At 73.2% G+C, this 21,683-nt stretch carries 7 protein-coding genes; 3 read left to right on the top strand and 4 right to left on the bottom strand.

The window, feature by feature from the left end:
- Window positions 1-18: 18 nt before the first annotated feature.
- From OG373_RS06120 to OG373_RS06105, 4 genes are read right to left on the bottom strand one after another with little or no spacing between them, the layout of a single operon-like run.
- Entirely contained in the window at window positions 19-11,364 is an 11,346-nt protein-coding gene (locus tag OG373_RS06120; RefSeq protein WP_405436487.1) for a hypothetical protein, read from the bottom strand.
- Complete coding sequence (locus OG373_RS06115; protein WP_405436485.1) at window positions 11,361-12,818, bottom strand: hypothetical protein; 1,458 nt, start codon at window positions 12,816-12,818, stop codon at window positions 11,361-11,363. Before OG373_RS06115 ends, OG373_RS06120 begins: the two co-directional genes overlap by 4 nt.
- Window positions 12,815-16,345 (bottom strand): hypothetical protein, encoded by a 3,531-nt coding sequence (locus OG373_RS06110; RefSeq protein WP_405436484.1) that lies wholly within the window; start codon window positions 16,343-16,345, stop codon window positions 12,815-12,817. Before OG373_RS06110 ends, OG373_RS06115 begins: the two co-directional genes overlap by 4 nt.
- Window positions 16,342-19,464 (bottom strand): hypothetical protein, encoded by a 3,123-nt coding sequence (locus OG373_RS06105; RefSeq protein ID WP_405436483.1) that lies wholly within the window; start codon window positions 19,462-19,464, stop codon window positions 16,342-16,344. The genes OG373_RS06110 and OG373_RS06105 overlap by 4 nt, the downstream gene beginning before the upstream one ends.
- Before the next feature lie 314 nt (window positions 19,465-19,778).
- Between OG373_RS06105 and OG373_RS06100 the strand changes: the two genes are divergently transcribed.
- From OG373_RS06100 to OG373_RS06090, 3 genes are all read left to right on the top strand, one after another.
- Entirely contained in the window at window positions 19,779-20,612 is an 834-nt protein-coding gene (locus OG373_RS06100) for a PIG-L family deacetylase (protein WP_405436481.1), read from the top strand.
- 207 nt (window positions 20,613-20,819) lie between these two features.
- Window positions 20,820-21,161 carry a hypothetical protein gene (locus OG373_RS06095; RefSeq protein ID WP_405436480.1) on the top strand — a complete coding sequence of 114 codons (342 nt, stop codon included), beginning with the start codon at window positions 20,820-20,822 and terminating at the stop codon, window positions 21,159-21,161.
- Between the two features lie 206 nt (window positions 21,162-21,367).
- A complete protein-coding gene (locus OG373_RS06090; RefSeq protein WP_405436478.1) occupies window positions 21,368-21,610 on the top strand; it encodes a protealysin inhibitor emfourin in 243 nt (80 codons plus the stop codon).
- Window positions 21,611-21,683: the final 73 nt, after the last annotated feature.

Here is a 21,683-nt window from a genome sequence, read left to right as displayed (position 1 = left end):
GGTCCTTGCGTCCGACGGCTACAGGATGCGGTGGATGAGCTGCGGCATCGTCAGCAGTGGCCGTACGGCGCTCGGATCGAGTTGCGAGAACAGCGTGAGCGAGAACGTGAACAGGCGCGCGCGGGTGGCGGGCGGGTCGTTTTCCGTGAGCCAGTCGGACGCGACCTGCCCGACTGTCGCGCCGGTCGACCGGTCCACGACGACATGGGCCAGCGCGATCGGCAGCCGGCTCACGATGCCCGCCGACCCGTCGGTTCCGGCGACGATCTGGAAGCCGTAGCCGACGCCCACCGCGCCGCCCGCGTCGGTGGAGTCGCCGGCGAGTGCGGTGAACGCGGCGGTGAGTGCGTCGTCGAGCGGTCCCAGCCCCGTGAGGTCGACCGGCTCGTCCCAGATGTTCAACGGAGTCACGACATCGGGCGCGACGGCCGGGGCAGTGCGGAACACGAACTGTTCGTCGGTGGGCGGCCCGTCGGGGACCAGACGTGTGTTGCGGCGGACGGTGAGCGTGGCGCGGGCGTTCTGGTACGCCATCACATGCAGCCCCGGCCAGGCCAGCCGGAACTGCGGCCAGCCGGTTGCGGGCAACGGCGGGTCGAACCGGTACGTCCGCGAGTCGCCGACCGGTGCGTCGGGGACGAGCGGGACGACGGTGCCCGCGGCGTCGACATAGGCGACCTCGGGCCACGCGCCGCCGGGGCCGGGCGACGCCGTCACCGGGGTGAGCTCGACGGCGGCGAGGTACGTGGCCCCGTCCTCGACGGTGTAACCGACACGCACGCCGATGGTGACCTCGACAGGGTCGGGACCGGGCATCGCCGCGGGCGGCTCGACGATCGCAGGGCCGGCGGACGGCTCGGTGGCGGCCGGCCCGGGGGCGGGCCACCTGCGGTCCCACGCGTCGGCGACGAGGCGGACGAGGTCGGCGAAGGTCTTCGCGGCGTTGGCGCGCGCCGCGCCGTCGCCCGATCCCGATCCCGATCCCGATCCCGATTCCGGTTCCGATTCCGGTTCCGAGACGTATCCGGCGAGCAGTGACCACAGGCCGTCGGCGACCGAGACGTAGCGGGCCAGCGCGCTCACGACGTCGTCGGCGTCCGCGTCCGCGGGCCCGGCCCCGACGGTGACGTTGAAGGCCGCGGTCACGCGCACCTCGTCCTGCGCCGCGTGCTCGTGCGCGTAGCTGACGGCGTACGTCCACAGCGGCGCGCCGGCGAGTGTCGGCGGCTCCTGCCCGAACGTCGCGCCGGCCGTCTGCCCGAGCAGTACGGGGGACGCCGGATACGCGCGCAGCGGCACCGGCACGTCGGCGCGTCCGAGCGAGGTCCGCAGCGCCGGGGGTTTGGCGTCGCCGGTCAACGGCGGGTAGAAGGCGAGCCACCGGGACGCCTCGTAGCCGCCGATCTGCGGCTCGGCCGCGACGTCGTACTCCAGGTCCAGGAATCCGTAGTCGAGGTCGACGGGGACGTATGCCTGCCAGCGCGGATCGGGCAGGCGCAGGAGGAAGCCGACGTACGACGAGGCGGCGGACAGGTCCGTTTTCGCCGACGACAGGGTGTACGAGGCCCCAGGCGGCGTGGCGAGGGTGCCGTAGAGCCGGGCCGGGCGTCCCCCCACGGTGTTCGCCGGCGGCTCGACGGTGGCGTCGTACTGCACGAGCGCGGCCGCGTCGTAGGCGCGGGAGAGGTTCACCGAGAGCTCGTCGGCGAGCCGCGCGACAGCGGCGGCCTGCGCGGGCACGGCGTGGGGGTCGTCGACGTCGAGGACGGGCCAGAGGCCGCGGGCGACGGCGCGGGAGAGCGTGCGCTTCGCGGCGAGTACCCGAGCCAGCGCGTCGCCGGTCTCGGGGTCGGCGTGCACCGCGGTGGCGTACGCCGCAGTGAGGAACAGGTCGACGTCGGCGAGGAGGCGCCGCGCCCACACCTCGGCGTCGACACTGTCGAAGTCCGTCGGTGTCGCGTCGGAAGCGAGCTTGCCGTCGGGGCCGAGAGCGTGAACCGGCACGGCGTTCCGGCTGACGAGTTCCTTGGACAGCGGCCGCAGGGCGAAGACGCGGGGCATCGTCCGCGCGTTACCGTCCCGGTCCTGCCAGGTCAGGCCGGGCGCGACCTGCACGTCGGTGATGCCGCCCGCCGTGAACGCCACCACGGACAGATCGGTGGCGCCGTCCGGCGCGCGTCCGGTGGCGAGCCGCAGCAGAGGGAACGCTTCCCTGAAGGAGGTCTCGAACTCCGCCATCGTCAGCGATTGCTCCCCCGGCTCGCCGCTGTCCGTGACGTGCGGCGGCACCGGCGCGTCCGCGCGTTCGGCGGCTCCCGAGCCGTCCGCGGTCCGGAACACGGGGTCGACGAGGACGTCGGGCCGCGCCAGCCGCAGGGCGACGGTCAGGGGGAACGGCAGGGTGGTGCTCTCCAGCGGCGGTTCGGCGGGCAGCACCGCGGTGACGGAGACCCGCGCCTGCGGCAGCAGCGCCCTTGCACCGCGCCGGAGGAACGCGACGTCCGCCAGGGCCGCCACCAGGCCGACCGACGTCAGCGCCGCGCCGGCCGCGGCGAAGCGCGTGAGAACGGTGTTGAGGCTGTCGTGCGCTCCCGTGGTGACGGTCACGCCGCCGGCGGTCAGGGCCACGCCCTCCGCGACCAGCCCGGTGACACCTGCGTTCGCCTGCACGAACGCCGTCGGGTCGAGTCCGTACGCCGCCGCCGCGTCCGCGGGAGTCACCTCGGGGCCCGTACCGGCCAGCACAGCGGGCCCGCAGACGAGCAGCGCACCCTCCGCGAGGTAGGACGCCTCGCTCCCGACGGCGGCCACCGTCTGCTCGAACGTCACCTCCCCCTGCGCCGCGAGCCGCTGCCACACCGCGTCGAGGGTGTCGTCGACGGTCGTCTCCGTGGCCACCGGTCCCGCCGGGGTGTCGACGGATACGGTCCGGTACGGGGCGAGGACCCCCGGCATCGCGGCGTTGAGGCCTCCCAGTCCGAGCCCGGTCGTCCCGAACGCGGGGCCGAGCGCGTCGAGCGTGTCGTCGGGCCGCAGGGTGTACGGCACGCGCACCGTCTCGGGCAGGGTGACGCGGCCGGGCAGCACGGCGTCGGTGATGCGACGGCCGGCGTTCGCGGCCAGCAGCAGCGCCGGGGGGCAGGCGTAGCGGTCGGCGAGCTCGTGCAGGGTCTGCCCGGGCGGCACCGTCACCTCCGCGAAGTCGCCGGCGTAGAGCAGCGCGCCCGCCTCGAACAGGTCGGCGGTGGCGCCGTTGGCATCGGCGAGTACGGACCCGGTCGCACCGGAGGCGTTGGCGGCGAGTGTGTCGCCTCCGACGGCGATGTAGTGCCGGGAAGTGAGCGCGGTGTCAGGGGCGAGGATGCCGGCGCGGGTGGCGTTGGCGGCGGCGAGCGTGGCGACGTCCACCTCGTGCCCGAGCGCGGTGTAGGCCGCTGCCGCGTCGGCGAAGGAGTACGGCGGCTGTTGCGGCACCTCGTACGGCACGTCCTCCCACAGGAGGACGAACCCCGGACGCAGTACGCCCGGCGTCGTCGCGTTGTCCGCGGCGAGCAGCCCCGGGAGGGTGTGCGCGGAGGCGGCGACCGCGTCGAGCGGTGCGTCGGGGTGGGCAACGGCGACGGGCGCCGCGGGGATCGTCAGCACGGCGCCGGGTCGCAGCGGGAGGTCTGCGTTCTCCTCCAGCGCGAGCAGCGCCGCGCCGTTCGCCGGGTGGGGCCAGCCGGCAGCGAGTCCGTGGACGAGGTCGTCGGCGCTGCGGCCCTCGGCGAAGACTCCGAACGCGGGGACGGCGGGCGCGCCCGGGCCGAAGAGCACGGCGGCCTCGGTGGTCGCGTTCGCGGTCGCGAGGCCTTCCAGGGAGGCGCCGTACGACGCGACGAGGTGGGCGACGGTCGCCGAGGCGGTGGCCGGTGCGGTGGCCGCGGCGGCGGCCGACGCGAGGAAGCTCGCGGCGGCGTAGCGCCACAGCGGCGTCACGTCCACGGCCAAGGGGGCGGGCGCGCCGTCGGCGCCGGGCATCAGCGTCGTCACGAGGGACGCCTCGGTCCGGCCGCCGGCGAGCTGGTAGTACGCGGTCGCGTAGCGCTCGGCCTGGCGCGCCGCGGCCTGGATCGCGCCCGCCGCCGAGTCGCCCGGCTCCGGCGCCGTGGCGCCCGCCTGCGGAGCGATCGCGACCGTGAGCAGCGGTCCCCCGGAGCCCGAGGTCACCGCGTACGAGAGCGACACCGCGGGCCACTGGGTCAGGGTCAGCAGCGCGTCGGTGTAGCCGGCGGGCGCCTCGACGAGGTACGGCGTCGCCCCGTCCTTCCCGGTGGAGACACCCGTGTTGCCGAGGACGTCGCACAGGCCGAGCGTGATCGCCGCGACCGGTGTCGTCTTCCCGGCGATACCGCGGTACGGGTCCGCCGCGGTGTCCGGCAGGCCCGGCACCGCCGGGGTCGGCGCCGGTGTCGCGGTGCGCGCGTACGGAATGACCTGCTGGAACCGCCAGTGCACCGGGTCGGCCTCGGCGACGGCCCGCCCGAAGCGCCGGGCGCGCGCGAGGCGGTCCCGGTGCCATGCGGGCAGCCCGGTGCCGTCGCCGTCCGCCGGTGGGACCGGCAGGCCGCACGCGCCGAGCGGCGTCGCGGCGTCGTACGTCAGCAGGCTGAACAGCCGCGCGACTCGGGCCTCGGGCGAGTCGTCGTCCGGCGGCGGGGGCTGCGGCAGCGTTGTCGTGAAGCCGGTGAGCCCCTGCGGCACGACGGGCACCATGACGGTCTCGGCGCCCGGTTCGGCCGCCTCGACGTACAGGGCATGCGCCGACGGGTCGAGGCCGGGCGCCAGGACCGCGCAGGTGTCGAAGGGCCGCAGGGTGCGGCCGCCGGGCGCGGGCTCCGCCCGGTCGTCGAGGACGACGAGCAGCGAGAGCCGGGCGAGTCCGTCGGGGTCGAACGCGCCGGGCGGGAGGTCGTCGTCGGTCGCCGAGCGGTAGTGGAGGTAGTAGCCGGTGCCACCGACGACGCTCCCCTGCCAGAGCAGCACGAGGAAGTCCGCCACGTCGGCCAGCGAAGCCGCACAGAGTTGCTGGCCGCTCCCGGGCGCGGCGCCGGCGGGGGGTTTGGACTCGGTGGATTCGTTCGTCTTGAGGACGAAGGTCGCCGAGGTGTCCGCTGCGAGGACCGCGAGCCCCGAGGTGTTGGAGGCGTCGGGCGGCGGTGCGACGGCGAGGAAGGCGACGGCACCGTTGCCGGCGGCCATGTGTGTCCAGAGCGCGAGCAGTACGTCGCGGTCGGTGGTGTCCACGCCGACGAGCTCGTAGACGTGCGCGAGCGTGCCGACCTTACGGACACCGAAGGTCACCGTCGTCGCGAACGTGGAGTCGCCCACGATGTCGCCCGGCTTGGGGGTGAGGCCGGGCGCGGCCGTGCGCACCACGTCGTACGGCATCGTCGGGTGCAGCGCCGCGCGGGCGCGCAGCGCTGCCGGGAACGGCCACAGGCTCGCGCTGCCGGTGGCGGCCGCGTCGCGGCCGGGGACGGGGAGCGCGATGGGGGACTGGAGCTCGATGCGGTGGTCGAGGCCGTAGGTGACAGGTGCCGGCTCTCCCAGGGGCAGCGGCGCGGGCGGGCTGACCGGCTCGACCGTCATGACCGTCGGCGGGTAGAGCCGCAGCAGGTCGGCGTTGGTGAACTCCAGCGTCAGCTCGGAAGTTACCTCGCCGCGGACGACGGCGCCGTCTGCGGTGGCGGACTCGCGCAGCACGAGCCAGTCGGCCGCCGACGTGAGGTCGACGTGCAGGGCGACGGCGTCCGGCTCGGAGGGGTCGGGTGCGGGGCTGTCGAACTGCTGGCCGGTCAGGTCGTGCAGCGGTGTGAGGGCGCCGGTGGCGGCCCGGTGCCCCCCACCGGCGTCGACCGGTGCGGGCACCCGCTGGCCGCTGAGGAGCTGGCGCGACACCAGCCCGGCGACACGCCGCACCGGCTCACCGGTGGTGACGCGGGCCACGATCTGGTCGATGGACGCGGCGGGCACGTGCGGGACGTGCAGCTCCGTCCGGTCGCCGGTGCGTGCGAACACCGGCCGGGTCGCGATCCGTTCGGCGAGGTCGGTCACCGGCAGCGCGTAGTACGCCGCGAGCGCGGCGAGCGTGTCACGGCCGGCGGTCACGGTCGCGGCCACATCCGGCACCGGCACCAGCGCGAGCGGCATGAGGATGTCGGCGGTCGCGACCAGTTGCCCGACCGTTGCGGAGGTGTAGGCGACCGTACGGGCGGCGAGCGCGGCGAGTGTCTCCCGCGGCTGGATCCGGGTCTTCGCCGCGGGGACGGCGAATCCGCTGCCGTCCGGCGTCCGGGTCACCGCGTCGCGGAACGCCGGCCAGCCGGGCGGACCGCCCGTGCCGGTGCCGGCGCTCTGGGCGAGCGCGAGCGAGGCCGCGACGGAGCGCACGCTGTCGCCGGGCAGGGTCGTGTACGTCGCCGAGCGCGACCAGTCGCCGAACGCGACCGGGACCCGCAGCTCGGTTCCGCCGCCCGCGGTGTAGCCGGGGTCGAGGTGGTGGAGTGCCTGGAGGTACCAGTCGAGGCCTTCGACCTCGGCGTCGGGGACGTAGTGCACGAACATCGCCGCCGCCGCCGTGACGGTGGAGGTGAACGCGCCCTGCGTCAGAGTGAACGCCGGGACCTCCAGTACGGCGCCGGCGCGCAGCAGCGCCGCGTCGTCGATCACCTGCGCAATCAGGTCCGGATTGGCGACGCCGAAGCGGAGGGCCACGGCCGCGAGCGTCTGCGCCGCCTCGACCTGGTGGTCCACGGTGCCCAGCGGCAGCGGTTCGGTCACGGTCAGCGGGAAGTCCGCGTTGGCCAGCGCCACCGACTCGGCGCAGACACCCAGCTCGACCTGGAGCACGGTACCCGCGGCGGCGTCCGCGAGGTCCTGTGCCAGGCCGGGGTCGAGGAACGCGAGCTCGGCTGCGGTGGTTCCGAGCGCCTCGGCAACGCTGTCCAGCGTGTCGCCGGCGCGCACGGCGTAGGGGACGGTGACACGGGGGAACTGCGAGGCGATCTCCGCGAGTGACACCGGCGTCGTCGGGGCGGGCACCGTCCAGTCCGCCAGCAGGTCGGCCGCCTCCTGGACGGCGGCCCGCGCGAGTGCGAGGCACCAGTCGCGGAAGACGTACGAGGCGAACGACTCGTACGCGCCGAGCGGGTCGTCGGGCTTCGGCGGGAGCGGGGCCGGCGTCGCGGCGAAGCGTGCGGCGTACTCGGCGATCCCCCACTCGTAGAGCGGGCCGACCTTCCGGTAGGTCGCCAGATCGCGCCCCTGCGCCTGCGGTGAGGTCCACGCGACGAACGGCGGGACCCCGACCACCATGCCCTCCACGTCGGCCGGATTGTCACCCGCCGGACGCCCGGTGACGTCGATATGGAGGTTGGTCGCCAGGAACGTCGCCAGGTCCTCGACGCCGAAGGGCGTGTCGGTCTGTCCTGGGTCGCGCAGCGCCCTCGCCAGCACGTCGAGCCGGCCGGCCGTCACGGTCGGGGATCCCTTGCCGGGCGAGCCGGTGACCGCGGCGAGGCACCAGCGCAGGAACGCCTCCACGAGCAGTTCGGCACCTGGCGTCGTGCCCGCCGGCGTGTGGAGCGGTGCGAAGAGCAGCAGCGCGGCGCGGTAGGTCGGCGCATCGGGAGCGGTCGGCGTGACGCCCCAGCCGATGGCGATTCCGTTGACCGAGAACGCCGGCAGAAGCGTCAGTTCGGCGGTCCGCGGAGCGTCGGGAAAGACCTTGGTCGTCGGGTCCCAGGTCACCGTGGTGCCCCGCGGTGCGGCGAGGGCGGCGGCCCTGCGCCCGGGGCTGCGCAGGGGCGGGAGGCAGGAGGAGCGCAGCAGGGCAGCGGTCGGCGCCGACTGCCCTCCGCTCACGATCCACGGCGTGGGCCGGTCGTGGCCGACGGTGAAGCCGACGTCGATGCGGGCACTGAAGGAGAACGACACCGTGAAGAAGAGGACCTTCACCGACGCCTTGACGCTGACGCCGACGTTCAGCCGGAACACCGTGGTGCGGTACGCGGCGAGCTCGACGCTCGCCTCCGCCCACGCCTCGATCGTGACGTTGACCTGGACGATCTTGAAGTCGATGCGGCCGTAGACCTTGCCGTGGATGCCGACGACCGCCTGGGCCCAGTAGTACGTCGCGGGTGCGGAGCCGCTGCTCGTCGGGTTGAACCACGCCAGCACGCCCTGGAAGAGCGCGAGCACCTCGACGTAGGCACCGCCCGACAGAGGTCCGTACGACACCTCCTTGCCGACGCCGACGGCCAGGCCGACACCCAGCTCGAGCACCGGCGCGAACGTGCCGTTGGAGACGCGCGGCACGCGGCTGGACGTCGCGCCGCTCAGGACGCCGAAGTAGACACCGCCGCGGCCGACGAACGGCAGCACTTCGACGGAGAACGACCGGCTGAAGTCGCGGCCGTGGGGGAAGCCCAGGTCCACGAGGAAGTCGCCGTTCGTGTAGACCTCGACGACGACGATCCCGACGGTCACCGACACCGCGCCGAAGTCGATGCGTCGGAACGCGTCGGGCAGCCGCAGCTCGACGCGGAACATGCCGATGTCGTCGCTGATCTTCTTGTAGAGGATCTCGAACTGCAGGCCCGCCAGCGAGCCGGCGCGCTCACCGCGCAGCCCCACGGCGAGGCCGTACAGGCGGGGGTCGTTGAAGACGAACGACAGGTCCAGCGTGTCGAGGAAGGCCGCCTGGAACCCGATCAGCCACTCGCTGTCGGGTGAGAAGGCGAGCGCCGGCATCTTGCCGACGGGGTTGCCGTCGGGCTTGACCGGCTTCATGTCCTTGCGCAGCTGCGCGACCGTGTCCCGGATCGTGTCGGGGTAGCTACCGCGCAGCGACACTCGCTGCCCGATGCCGAGGTAGCTCAGGTCGAACAGCGTCTTCCCCTGGCCGGGCACCGCGGGCGGCGAGCCGCCCAGCAGATCCCACGACAGCGGTCGCTGGGCAGGGTAGTCCTGCCCGAGGAAGTTGCCGGTGAGGATCATCTCGACCGTCGCGCGGCCGTCCGGCTGCCGCTTCCAGCGCACACCGACGGTGTCCGCGGACATCACCCCGAGGTTCGCCGTCGTCGCGTACGTGAACTCCACCGTCGACTCGGTCGGGTCGACCGTCAGCACGAACGACGAGAGGTCGATCCTGTACAGGATGTCCCAGGGCGGGTCGAGCGTGACCTTCACCGTCGGCGCCGCCAGCCCGATCAGGTACTCGATGATCTCGCCGAGGGTCACGCCGCCGAGCCGGACGGAGACGACCTGGTGGCTGTCCTCTCCTCGCCGCGAGGTGGCGGCGGAGACCCACAGGTCGCCGAACTGGATCTTCAGGAGATAGGCGAGCTGCTTGGCGGCGAAGTCCACGCCGGCCGAGACCGCCAGCTTGTTCACCGAGAAGGTGCCCGTCACCGAGCCGCTCACACCGCCCTGCGCGTCGCGGGAGACGGCGACGCGGGCGCCGACGGAGAGGTCGCGTGGCTGACCGAGGATGACGGGCCGCCAGACACCGACCACCGCCCCGGCGAGGTCGTAGGTCTCCGACGTGGGTGCGAAGCGCAGCGACAGCTGCGTGAGCGAGACGGAGGGCAGCTCGTTGTTCGACGCCTTGTCCATGAACTTCCGCACCAGCGTGACGAGGTCGACCTGGTCGCCCGCTCCCAGCTCGCCGGTGAACTCCCAGTCTGCCGACGGCGCATACGATGCACCGACCGCGAAGGACGCGTCGCCGCTGCCGGCGGGCCCGACGCCGGGCAGCACGAATGTCGCGGTGATGCCGCCGGCCACACCGCTCTGGAGCACGTCGACCCGGAGGAACACGTCGCTGAGCTGGATCTCCACGTCACCGACCCGGAGGGAGAAGTCGGTGGTGACGAGGGCGGAGCCGGTGAAGGTCTGTGCCTGCAGGTCGGCTTCGAACTCGAACTGCGTGATGTCGAGCACGTAGGGGAACGTGACGCCGAACAGCCAGCCGAGTGCCTGGTCGAGCGGGATATCGCCCTGCGAGAGCGCCCCCGTGACGACGAACTGGGGGAAGTACGTCATCACGTCGAGCGAGAACACCGGGTCCTGCGGCGTCGCGGGGGCGGGCACGGAAGCGGCCCCGCCGATCGTGACGTGCGGTGGGCTTCCCGCGGCGAGCATCCGGCGTTCGAGGTCGGCCCGGCCGACCTCGAGGGTGCCGAACACCGTCCCCGACACGCTCGGCGCGCCGCCGCCCCACAGCGCGAGCCAGCGCATGCCCACATTGCTCACGACGAGGTAGGGAACCGGCGGCGTCCAGCGCTTCGCCGACCGGAACACGACCGCGACGTAGTCCAGCGCCGGAAGGCCGCCCGTGGCCGACGGCGCCAGGAGCGAGAGGTCGATCTCGCTGATCCGGAAGCCGGTGAAGTCGTCGAACGAGCGCGGCGCGGCCAGGAGGTCGGCCGGCAGGCCGAGCATCGACGCGATGCCCGCGAGGCCCCCGCCGAGCCCGGGCGCGTCGTCCTCGGGGAAGGTGACGTTCATGAGCCAGGTCGTCGCCATCGCGAGGAGCGGGGTGCTGACGGTCCCGGTCACGGGCTCGGTGGTGCCGAGGCGAAGAGTCGCCTCTCCGTAGACGGCGGAGTACGACGCCACGGGACTGACTGCCGGGTCGAGGCCGAGTTCGGTGGCGAGCCGCAGGCCGAAGTGCTCCAGGGCGACCGGTCCGAGCGTGACCGGCTGACGCGTCGATGCCGCGAACAGCGACAGGTCCGGTGGGCTCGCGGCGTCCGCGGGGATCGACACGGGCCCGTCGAAGCGCAGCGGGAACGGCCCGAAGAAGTCCGCGAACGCTTCGAACAGCGGTGACTCGCCGACCGCGCCGGTGAGCCGCAGGGCGGCCGTGCCCCCGGTCGTGGCCGTCGCGGCGAACGCGACGCCGGAGACCGGAAGGTCGGCGAGGAAGGACGGGCGGTAGCTCACCGTCCCGCCTTCCTGGATCGGCGTGGGCGGCAGAGTGGGGAAGGCCGCGCCGAACGTCCAGCCGGGGGCTGTCGCAAGCCGCAGCGCGAAGACGCCGCCGTCGTCGCCGGTGGCGTACGCGAGGGTGACACCGACCGCGAACGCCGCCCCGCCGGGGACGGCGAACGACGCGTCACCGGTCAGGTCCACCGAGCGGGCGTTCCAGGTGAGCTCGCCGACCAGGACCGACCATGACGACCCCGCACGCAGCAGGTCGAGCGCCGGCCCGAGCGCGGAGAGGTCGGGCTCGGCCGCGACCGCGGCGGGCAGGTCGATCGTGCCGTCGTGGCGCCGGCGGACGAGAGCGTCGTAGACCTGCTCGGGCGACGGCGTCACGGCAGCTCCCGCAGTCGGGGCAGCGGCCGCTGCGATGTGGGTGCCGTGCGCCGGGTCGGCGCGGGCTCGGGCGGCGCGGCAGCGGCGGGTCGGGAATCATCGACGACGGCCGCGTCGGCCGAAGGCAGCGAGATCCATTGCGCCTCACCCAGCGCCGCGGGGTCGGGCCACCCGGCCGGTACGAAACCGCGCGCCGCGATCATCCGCTCGTAGTCGGGGCGGTTGACCTGCATCTCGAGCGTCACCGTGTCGGTGACGGTGTATTTCCATGCCACACCGAGCGCGCGCGGCGGGACGGGGTTGTCCGGCACCTCGAGCGCCGAGGAATTGGGTGGCAGCACGATCTCCTGCTGGCCGCCCATCATGTCGGTGTAGACGTACATGTTCGTGTAGATGTCGGACGCGGTCTGCACCGAGTACCACCATGCGCTGGGCGGCCACGTGTACAAGGCCCCCTTGCCGTCCTTGTAGTCGTAGGCGTCGCCCGGGGTGAAGTACGCGGTGTAGAAGTGCCGGTCACCGAGCGTCGGGTCCTTCCAGTACGGCTCTCCCCGTGCGAGTCCCGCCCAGAAGTACTCCATGACCTTCGCCGACGGGTGCTTGTAGGAGCGCCGCTTGTCCGCGCTGCCGGTCAAGGAGTAAGGCGTCGTGTTCGTCACGAAGTTCTTGAGGTTGTCCTCGCCGTCGATCCCGCCACCGACGTCGAACGTCGTCGTTGCGCTGCCGTGGTGCGGCAGTGTCAGCATGACGACCGCGTCCAGGTAGTCCTTCTTGATCGAGGTGTTCACCACCAGGTTGATCTGGTAAAGCGTCGTCCCCGTTGCGTCTCCGGTGACGATGAACTGCAGACCGCGAAAGCCCACCAGGAGGACGAGGGAGTTCGTGTTGGCGTTGGAGCCGTCGGCCGCCTTGTGCTTTGTCCCCGTGCGGGCCTGCAGGGCGATTTTCGCCTTCTTCGCGCCCGGTGCGGCGGCGTTCGCCATGAGGATCCAGAGCTTCAGGTCGCCCAGCGTGTAGTCCGGGGCCGGTGCGGGATCCCCACGGAACGCGCTGAACCCCGGGGGCAGGTGCTGGGGGCTGCTTGTGCCCGGCATGTATGTCCCGAGCTCGGCGAGGATGTTCGTGCCGGTGCGTTTCTGGTAGCGCGCGTAGTCGCCGCCGTACCTGACGGTGTTGATCGCGAGCTCTGAGGTGGTGAAGTACGACAGCAGCTCGGGGATCAGGTTGATGTGGTCGGAGTCGCTGTGCGACAGCGCCACCAGGTCCAGCGTGCCGGGGTTACCGAGCAGTGCGGCGACGGTTTGCGCCGAGGGGAAGCCGGCCTCGGACTTCTTTCCCTCTGAGCCGAGGTCGAAGAGCAGCGAGCCGATGAGTTTGTCGCTGTCGTCGAAGAGCTGGACGAAGTTGCCGCTCCCCTGGCCGACGTCGAGTACCCAGAACACCAGCTTGCTCATGTCTGAAACCCGTTCCTCTCGGGGAGGGACCGTCGACGGCCGGCCGCGAGCCTGCGCCGTGCGGCCTTCGCCTGCGTGCCGGAGTCGTAGGCGGCGTACCAGCCGACCGCGGCGCTCCTGCCCTCCGGGTCGCCGAAGACGAGCACGTCGAGGTCGCCGGGCGGGAAGGAGAACGCGAGGACCGACAGCGCGAGGTGGCGCAGCCGCATCAGGTACTCGCGCCTGCCGCCCTCCTCGTACGTCGTCAGCTCGAAGCCGCGGAACCCCAGCTTGAGCACGCCCTGCAGCGGCCAGCTCGCCGTCGTCGCGTCGGCGCCGGCCAGCCGCAGACCGAAGTACACGGGCCGTTGGTCCCGCGTCCCGGGCGACCAGGCGACCAGCAGCGTGGCCTGCATGCCCGCGCTTCCGGCCAGCGCGCCGAGGCTGCCGAGGTCGAGGGTGAGTACCAGCCCGAACCACGGCGGGGACAGCAGCACGGCATCGACGGGCGCGAGGATGCCGGTGTAGCCGAGGTCCTCCGGGGTCCGCCCGCGCGGCCCGCCGGGAGCATCGGGCACCGGGTTGGCCACGGCGCCGGTGACGCGGACGGGGAAGCCCGTGGCGAGCGACTGCACGCGGGCCTCGCTGTTCGCGAGGTCGAACGACATCCGGTCATAGGCCGTCGTGAACGTCTGCGCACCGGGATCGGCGGCGGGGAAGGCCATCGTCACGACGAGGTTCCCGAACCGCAGGTACCCGTCGAACGCCGGAGTGCCCGGCGGCGGCAGCGCCGCGTTCGGGCCGTAGGAGAACAGGTCCGCGTGCGGCAGCTCGGCGAACCGCAGGTTGCCGGTGAGCACGAAGTCGACGGACAGCGTCCCGGCGTCGATCGACCCCGTCGCCGTCTGCACCTGCACGCCGAGCACCTCGACGCCGAGCAGCACCGAATTGCCGGCCGCGAAGTCGGCGCCGCCGGCGAGCGTGAACGCGTACGACGGCCTGTCGTTCTGCCGCTGGTACGACCCGATGAGGACCAGATTGTTGCCGCTCTCCGGCACGCGCTTGGTGAGCACGGACCCGAACAGCCGGTTGGCCATCAGCTCGACGCGGGCGGAGAAGTCGGCCAGCGCCGCGTTGGCGAAGCGCGCCGACAGCTGCTGGGTCTTGAACGCGAAGTCCGCCTGCTCCGGCTCGACACAGAGGTCGGCCGGGTCGTCGTAGGAGATCAGGCCGAACGCCGCGGTCTGCCCGAGCGTGATGCCGCCCTCGGCCGCGTGCTTGAACGGCGTGACGCCGAACCCGACGTGGTGGGCGTAGAACCGGCCGGTGTCGATGCCCGCGGTGACGAACTGCAGCTCGCGCGGCAGCTCGGCGACGGCGACCGGGGCGTTGAGGACGAGCACGCCGTTCCAGGCCGGGTTGTCGGCGACCTCGCGAAGGAAGCGCGCGTAGGGGCCGTCCGGATCGACGGCCGCGCGTTCTCGGGCGTCCTTGATGATGCCGAGCACCAGCTCCTGTGTCGGCCGCGGGTCACCGTGCTCGTCGTACGCGGCCTCCGGCCAGCCCCAGGAGGGCAGGTCGGCGGCGAGATCGGTGAGCGACCGGGAGGCGAACTTCACGAGCAGCACCGTCCTGGCCTCCTCACCGCTGCGCCATGAGCGCGGCGAGAGCTGGAACGTCCAGTCCTGGAGCACCGCCTTCAGCAGTCCGGCGACGGACAGCAGCGTGTCGAGGTATGTGCCGGCCGCGCCCGCGACCTGCGTGGTGAACGCCTTTTCGGTGTCGTAGGTGTCCGGCCCGGCCGCCTCGGCGATCGCCCGGACGACCTCGGCGGGGACGCCCCTGGCGAGGAGCAGGGCGCGCACGACCTCGTCGACGCGGTAGCGCACCGAGGACTGCCGGAAGAACTCGGTGACGTCCGAGACGACGGCGAAGGCCTCGGTGGACTGGAGCAGCGCCTGCAGGCGCGGGCCCACGGCGGTCAGCACCAGCTCGTCGACGGGCGCACCGGGCAGGCCGGCGAGAACGGCCTGCCGCCACGCGGTGCCGTCGGCCGTCAGCCTGGCGAGCAGGCCGTTCGGCGTGACGGCGAGCGCCGTGTCCTCGGCCGGCGTCGTGTCCTCGCCGGCTCGCCCCCCGGCTGCGTCGCGGAGCGGCAGGCTCGCGCGGCGCACCGGGGCGAGGGCAGCCTGCTCGATCGTGGCGGCGTACGGCGCAAGTGCCGGGTCGACGCCGAGATACGCGCCGAGCGGGACGACGGGCGGGGCTCCGTCGGCGAATGCGCCGAGGGTCGCCGCGGGCATCTCGTGGAAACGGAGGAACTCGGTGTCGTCCGCCCGAGCGTAGAGCGGTGACTGCCACGGCTGCGCGTAGTACGTGAGGTCCGCGGCGCCGTCGGGGAGCAGCGCGACGTACGCCGTGGTGCCGAGCGGCTCCAGGGCCGCCTCACCCGTGCCGGGCAGGTACGCCGGCCGGCCCGCCTGGAACAGCGCGACGGCACCGTCGCCGACGTCCACGTACTCCAGGCCGGACAGGCCGAGCGCGAGCCGGGCGGTGCCCTCGGCCCCGACGGCGAGCCGGAACGTCCCGTCCGGCGTCAGGTACACCTTGGGGTCGGACGGGTCGTCCACGAAGCGCGGGCTCGTGGCGAACACCAGCCGTGCGGGCCACTGCGGCGGCGTCCCGCGGACCGGCGCCAGCGTCACCTCGGCGCCGAGCGTCGTGGCGAGCCGGGCCCTCAACGCGGGCGGGTCGGGTGCGTCGGGCAGGTCGGGCAGGCCGGGCAGGTCGGGTGCGAGGAACCCCAGCGCCGAGCGGTCGGGCACCAGCGGGAACAGCGGGTCGAACGAGAGGTGGACCGTCAGCGCGCTGCCGTCCTGGGCGAGGAGCGGCATGGGAACCGCGAGCACGGCGGCGCGGCCGGGGTCGTTCGGGTCGGGCATGGAGAAACGCAGGCCCACGTCGAGGCGCGCCATGTCGTCGGGGTCGCTGTGGTCCAGCGTCAGCGTGCCCGTCAGGCAGCCGACGGTGGGGCCGGAGAACGGGATGCCGGCGCTGCCGGGCAGAGCGGCGTACATGGTGCCGTCCGGGCCGTCGAACCCTGCCGCGGCCAACGCGACGCCCTCCGTCGCCGGGGTCAGTGCCGTGAAGCGCGGCACCGTGACGGCGTAGCCCCCGCAGGCGAAGGAGGCGCCCTGCCGGACCGTCCACGCGATGGTCGGGCCGCTTCCCGTCGACGTGGCGGTGAGGTTCCACAGTTGCCAGTAGGCGGGGTCGGCGTCCGGATCGGCGATCCAGACGAACCGTGTGTACGGCAGCTGGGCGAGCGCCTGGTCGACCCCGGCCACGAAGAGGGGGTAGTCCGTGGGCTTCGCGGCACAGAAGACGTACGCGCCACCGGCGTCGCGCCACACGTCGTCGAGCGTCGCGGGGTCGGGCAGATTCCCGTTCGTGCGGTAGCCGGCCCAGTATCCGGCCACGGGCGAGTCGCCGTCCGAGGAGAGCTCGTACAAGCCGTCGGCGACACGGACGAACGCGGGGGCGGTCATCGCGTGGTCAATCTGTCGCCGGCGAGCAGCGGGAGCGAGAATGCGTCGAGGCCGGGGCCGTACTCCGGCAGTCCCTGCCAGTCGAAGCGGATCCGGCGGGAGGCGGCGGTGTCGTAGCCGCCGTTCACCGGGACCGGACCGGTCGCGCGGTCGAGGACGACGCCGGTGGCGCGGCCGGCGCCGTGCGGCGGGCGGCGGCCGTGGCGCGCGAGCAGGTCGCCCACCGTCGTGCCGATCGGCACGACGGCCTCGGCCCCGTCCACGAGCACGCGCACGCACGCCCGCAGGACGGCCCGGCCGCGGAAGTCCACGACGGGGCAGCCGGGGACCGGGTCGCGCCCCGCGGTCTCGATGCCCGCCCACGAGCCGGCGGTGGCGATCGCGAATCCGGCGCTCGTTCTCGCCGTGCCGACGGCGTCCGCCGCCGCGAGCCGTTGCGGAGCGAACAGCCGCAGGTACCGAGCGGGTGCGAGGACGCCGAACAGGTCCGCCGCGTCGGCGATCCCGCTCACGACGTTGCCGCTGCCGGCGGGCGCGCCGACCGAGAACGCGCCGGTCGCGACGAGCTGCGCGAGGAAGGCGTCGAGGGCGAGCCGCCTGCCGTCGGCCGCGGTCCACGGCGTGACGTCGTAGTCGGCGTGGCCGGTGCCCACCCAGCCGTTGACGTAGGACGGCAGTGCGGACTGGCCGGTATTGGCGAAATCGGCGAACGCCACACGGAGGACGACGCCGGGGCGCAGATCGACGAACCCTGCGTCGGCGTCGAGGCCGTAGGCGTAGTAGAGGGTCTCCGCGAAGGTCTGGGGCATCACATGCGACACCGCCTGCTGGAGCAGCGCGACGCCGACCGCGTCCGCGCCCTTGCCCTCCGCGGCGGCGAGGAACGCGGCGTACGCCTTGCGCAGCGCGGGGCGCACCGCCTCGGGTGTGAACGGCGTCGCGCGGACGGTCAACGTGCGGCCCGTCGCGTCGACCCGGAACGGTTCCCTCTCCACCGGCCCGGTGAACGACGTCCCGAGGCCGGGCAGGGCCACGGTCACATCGCCTGCCGCAGGGGTGACGCCGGCGGAGGTGTAGACGTACGGGTACGCCGTCGTGGCCGACTCGGCCGAGAGGAACCAGCTGTCGGGCACGAGCGGCACGGGGGGCGACGGCGGGCCCGAGTCCGCCCCGCGCAGCGCCTGGACGACGACGGTGTAGTCGCCGCCGACCGCGGTGTCCACCGCGAACGTCACATCGGTGGCGCTCACCGGCGCCGGACCGGAGCCGGCCGGCTCGGCGGCGAGCGCGGTGGCAAGGTAGCCGGTGGCGCCCTCGACCGGGAGCCACGAGACCGTTGCGTCGGTGCCGTCGAACGCCACCCGTGAGACCACCGGCTGCGCCGTCGGCAGCGGGTACGGGTCGCCGAAGGGGCCGGTGACCGTCGTCGTGGTGGCGCTCACGACGGCCGCGACCGCGATCGCCGCGTCCGCTCCCGGGGTGGCGGTGACCTCGCAGCACGGCGTGGTGACGGTTCGCGGCTCGCCGTCAGGGAGCCCGTCGCGGAAGACCTGCACGAGGTAGGAGGTGGCGTCGGTGGTCGCCCGCCAGGCGACGGCCGTCGTCCCGGTCGCGGGGTCGGTGGTCGCGGCCGTGATCCGCGGGGCCCGGGTGAGGAGGGGGAGCGGCGCGGATGCAGGTCCGACGACCGCTCCGGTCACGCCCGTGACGTCGACGGTGAGCCGGCCGTCGGCGAGGCGGTCGTCAGTTTGCCGGTCGTCGAGGCGGTCGTCGAGGCGGACGTCGACGGCGCCGGAGGTACGGCCCGCCGGCGCCGTGGCGATCGCGACGCCGGCCGCAAGGACCCGGAGTCGGTAGGCGGCGGGTGCCCCGGCGGGTGACCCGGCGGGCTCGGTCCATCGCGCGGTGACGGTCGTGCCGTCGTACGCGGCGGATACCAGCTTCGGCTGTGCGGTGAGCAGCGCCACCGGAGCACCCGGTACGCCGGTCGCCGTCCCGGCGACGGCGGCCGCGGTGACGGCGTAGGGTCCGGAGCCGGCAGGGAAGCCGAGCTGCCCTGTCCTGCCTTCGACCACAGCGGTGGCGACCGGCACCTCGTCCTGCGTGACGGTGACGAGCGTCGCGCCCGTGGGGGAGCGGAGCACCAGCTCGACGGCGCCCGGGGCTGCGCAGAGCGCCGCGTCGACCGACGGCGCGACGGCCAGGAGCGGAAACGGCGCCGACGCCGGACCCGTCGCGACCGGGTCGGCCGCGGCGACGACGAGCGAGAGCGGCGAGCCGTTCGGCACGCGCGGTACCACCACGTCGAGCACAGCGGTGTCCCCGTCCGGTGTCGCGGTCACCAGCGTGGGCCCGGCCAGACGCGCGCGGCCGGCGAGGAGGGTGACCGCGTACTGGAGGCCGGTGTTGCCCGTCGGGGCGACCTCGGCGGTGTAGCGGAGGCCGGTCGCGGCGTCACTCGAGGCGTAGGCCGTCGCCAGGACGGCGGGCGGGTGCGTGTACACCGTGGCGACCGCGGCGGGCCCGGTGGAGACGGTGTGGGCGTCGGTCGCGGCCGGGCGCAGCGTGAGCGTGAGCGTGCCGGGTGCGAGCGTGAGCGGCGTGTCGGCCACGTCGAAGCGCGACGCCACCGCGGCGGCCGATGGAGCGGCCGGAGACGCGGTGCCGCGCCATACCTCGGCGCCCCCCGCGGTGAGTGCCGCGACCGCCCCGGTCGCGCCGGCGCCGCCCGGTGCCCAGGCCACGTCGAGCGCAGTGCCGTCGCAGGCGACGGAGACGATGGACGGCGACTGCCACAGGACCGCGACGGTGTTGGAGGCCACCATCGCCGGCGTGACGACCGCGATCCAGTACCGGCTGCCGGGGACGAGCTTGCAGCCGGCCCGCCCCTGGTCCCACGTCCCGCCGGTGTCGCCGGCGGCGACCGCTTTCCCGACGGCGTACCGGGATTCCGGGGTCGCGGACGAGTAGAGCTGCGTGCTGTACGGGATGTTGGGGGCGGGGGTGCTGTCGCGTGCCTGCCAGCCGAGCCTGAGGAACCAGGGATCGCCGGGCACGAACTCGACAGCGGTCAGTACGACGTCCAACGGCGACGCGACGTTCTCCTCGTGACTGCGCACGGCCCCGACCGTAGGGGGTCGCGCCGGGGACGGGAGTGCTTCGACGCGCGGCGACGGCCCCATCGGGTGTGTGCGTTCACTCGCTGAGGTGAGGCATCCTCCTCGGACCTGCCGCGTCCGGGCCGATCGTCCTGCCCGCGCCGGGAACAGTCGGCCCGGCCGGCGCGGTTGCACCGACCGAGGGACCGGCGCCGCACGGGCGGGGAGCACGGAGACCACGAGGTTGTCCGCCCGCACCAGGATCCGGGCCCCAGGGTCGCGGTACGCCCGCCGCGCACTCGGACCAGGAAGTATCTCTGCAGGAGGACTGTTTCATGACTGACCGGCCCTTGACGCTCATGGCAGTGCACGCTCACCCCGACGACGAGGCCACCGGAACCGGAGGAGTCCTCGCGCGGTACGCGGCGGAAGGCATCCGCACGGTTCTCGTGACCTGTACCGACGGCCGTTGCGGTGACGGACCGGGGGGTGTCAAGCCGGGCGATCCCGGGCACGATCCGGCGACCGTCGCCTTGATGCGCCGTCAGGAACTCGAGGCGAGCTGCGACGTTCTGAAGGTCGGCGACCTGGAGATGCTGGACTATGCCGACTCCGGGATGATGGGCTGGTCGAGCAACGACGCCCCCGGAGCCTTCTGGCAGACGCCCGTGGAGGAGGGCGCCGCCCGCCTTGCCGAACTCATGCGGCAGTACCGACCCGATGTGGTCGTCACTTATGACGAGAACGGTTTCTACGGTCACCCCGACCACATCCAGGCCCACCGCATCACGATGGCGGCGCTGGAAATGACCTCGCTGACACCGAAGGTGTACTGGACGACGATGCCCCGCTCGGGGATGCAGCGGTTCGGGGAGATCATGCGCGAGTTCCATGAGGACATGCCGGAGCCGGATCCCGCGGAGGCTGCCGCGATGGCCGAGATCGGCCTCCCCGACGACGAGATCACCACGTGGGTGGACACCACCGCGTTCAGCGGTCAGAAGTTCGACGCCCTGGCCGCGCACGCCAGTCAGGGCGAGAACATCTTCTTCCTCAAGATGGGCAAGGAGAGGTTCGGCGAGTTGATGGGCATGGAGACCTTCGTACGCGTCCAGGACACCACCGGAGCGGCCGTACCCGAGAACGATCTCTTCGCCGGCCTGCGCTGATCCGTCCGTCCGGACGGCGTCCGGGAACGTTCGTCGGCCGCACGGCGCGAAGCCCCCGGGCGACGCTGACGATCCCGATGCGGCGCCGTGGCCCGCGCCGAGGACATCGGCGGAGGCCGGGGATCTACCCCCGGCCTCCGCCGACGGCGCCCAGGCGTACGGTCGACTGTTCGACAACAACCTGAACGACGCGGGGGAAGCGCGACGGTGAACGAGACGACGAACCCGGCCCGGCAACGCCCTGCCGGTGGCGGGCCCCGGTTGGCGGGCACCGTCGTGTGTGCCCTCCTCCTCGCCCTGGGCAACGTGGTGACCGGCTACGTTGCGTTCCTGGCGTACGCGGTGGGGCCGGCCGGCACCTGGGACACCGAGGGCCTCGCCCACGCCAAGTACGCGGCGGGCCTGGGCCTGGCCCTGGCCCTGGTGACGGCACTGCTGTCGTGGGTCTTCGTGAAGGCCGAGTGGGTGGGCAGGGGATGGTTCGCTGCTCCGGCAGTGCTGGCCGTGGCCGTACTCCTGCGGCTGACCCTGCTCGCGCCCTCGCTCTGACGCGCACACACCGCCCTCCCCTCCCCTCCCCTCCCCTCCCCTCGCACCGCATCCGCTCCGCCGACGACGGGCCAGCCACGCAGCGGCGCTTTCCGGACTTTCATGTCACAAGGACCCTGCTTCGTGACAGCGGACCGGTGTTCGGGGCATCCGCTGCAGTGTCTGCGACGGGCAGGCGAGTGACACGGGAACAGGGAGGAACAGCCATGCTGATCACAGTCACCCGCACCGGAGGCATCGCCGGGGTCGAGAAGCTCTGTGCACTCGACACCTCGGACCGTGCGGACGAGGCGGAAGTGGAGGGACTCGCGCAACGGGCCGTAGCCCCCATAGCGGACGGCTACCACTACCGGATCACAGTCGACGACGAGGTCCTGGACGTCCAGGACCCCTGCCTCTCCGACGCCCAGCGGACACTGATCCGCATCGTCCTCGCCGAAGGCGCCTGAGGGGTGTTGCGAGGCTGAGTCGGTGGGGGAACGGTCCAGGTGGTGGCCAGGGGCTCTTACGTTCTTCTTAGGA

The sequence above is a fragment of the Streptomyces avidinii genome, assembly GCF_045161815.1.
Classification (GTDB): domain Bacteria; phylum Actinomycetota; class Actinomycetes; order Streptomycetales; family Streptomycetaceae; genus Streptomyces; species Streptomyces avidinii.
The sequence above is the reverse complement of the archived record's forward strand: the minus strand, read 5'-3'. Positions and strand labels throughout refer to the sequence as shown.

Coding starts and splice junctions, on each gene's coding strand:
- OG373_RS06115 (WP_405436485.1), bottom strand. CDS start 12,818: ATGAGCAAGCTGGTGTTCTGGGTACTCGACGTCGGCCAGGGGAGCGGC.
- OG373_RS06110 (WP_405436484.1), bottom strand. CDS start 16,345: ATGACCGCCCCCGCGTTCGTCCGTGTCGCCGACGGCTTGTACGAGCTC.
- OG373_RS06100 (WP_405436481.1), top strand. CDS start 19,779: ATGACTGACCGGCCCTTGACGCTCATGGCAGTGCACGCTCACCCCGAC.
- OG373_RS06090 (WP_405436478.1), top strand. CDS start 21,368: ATGCTGATCACAGTCACCCGCACCGGAGGCATCGCCGGGGTCGAGAAG.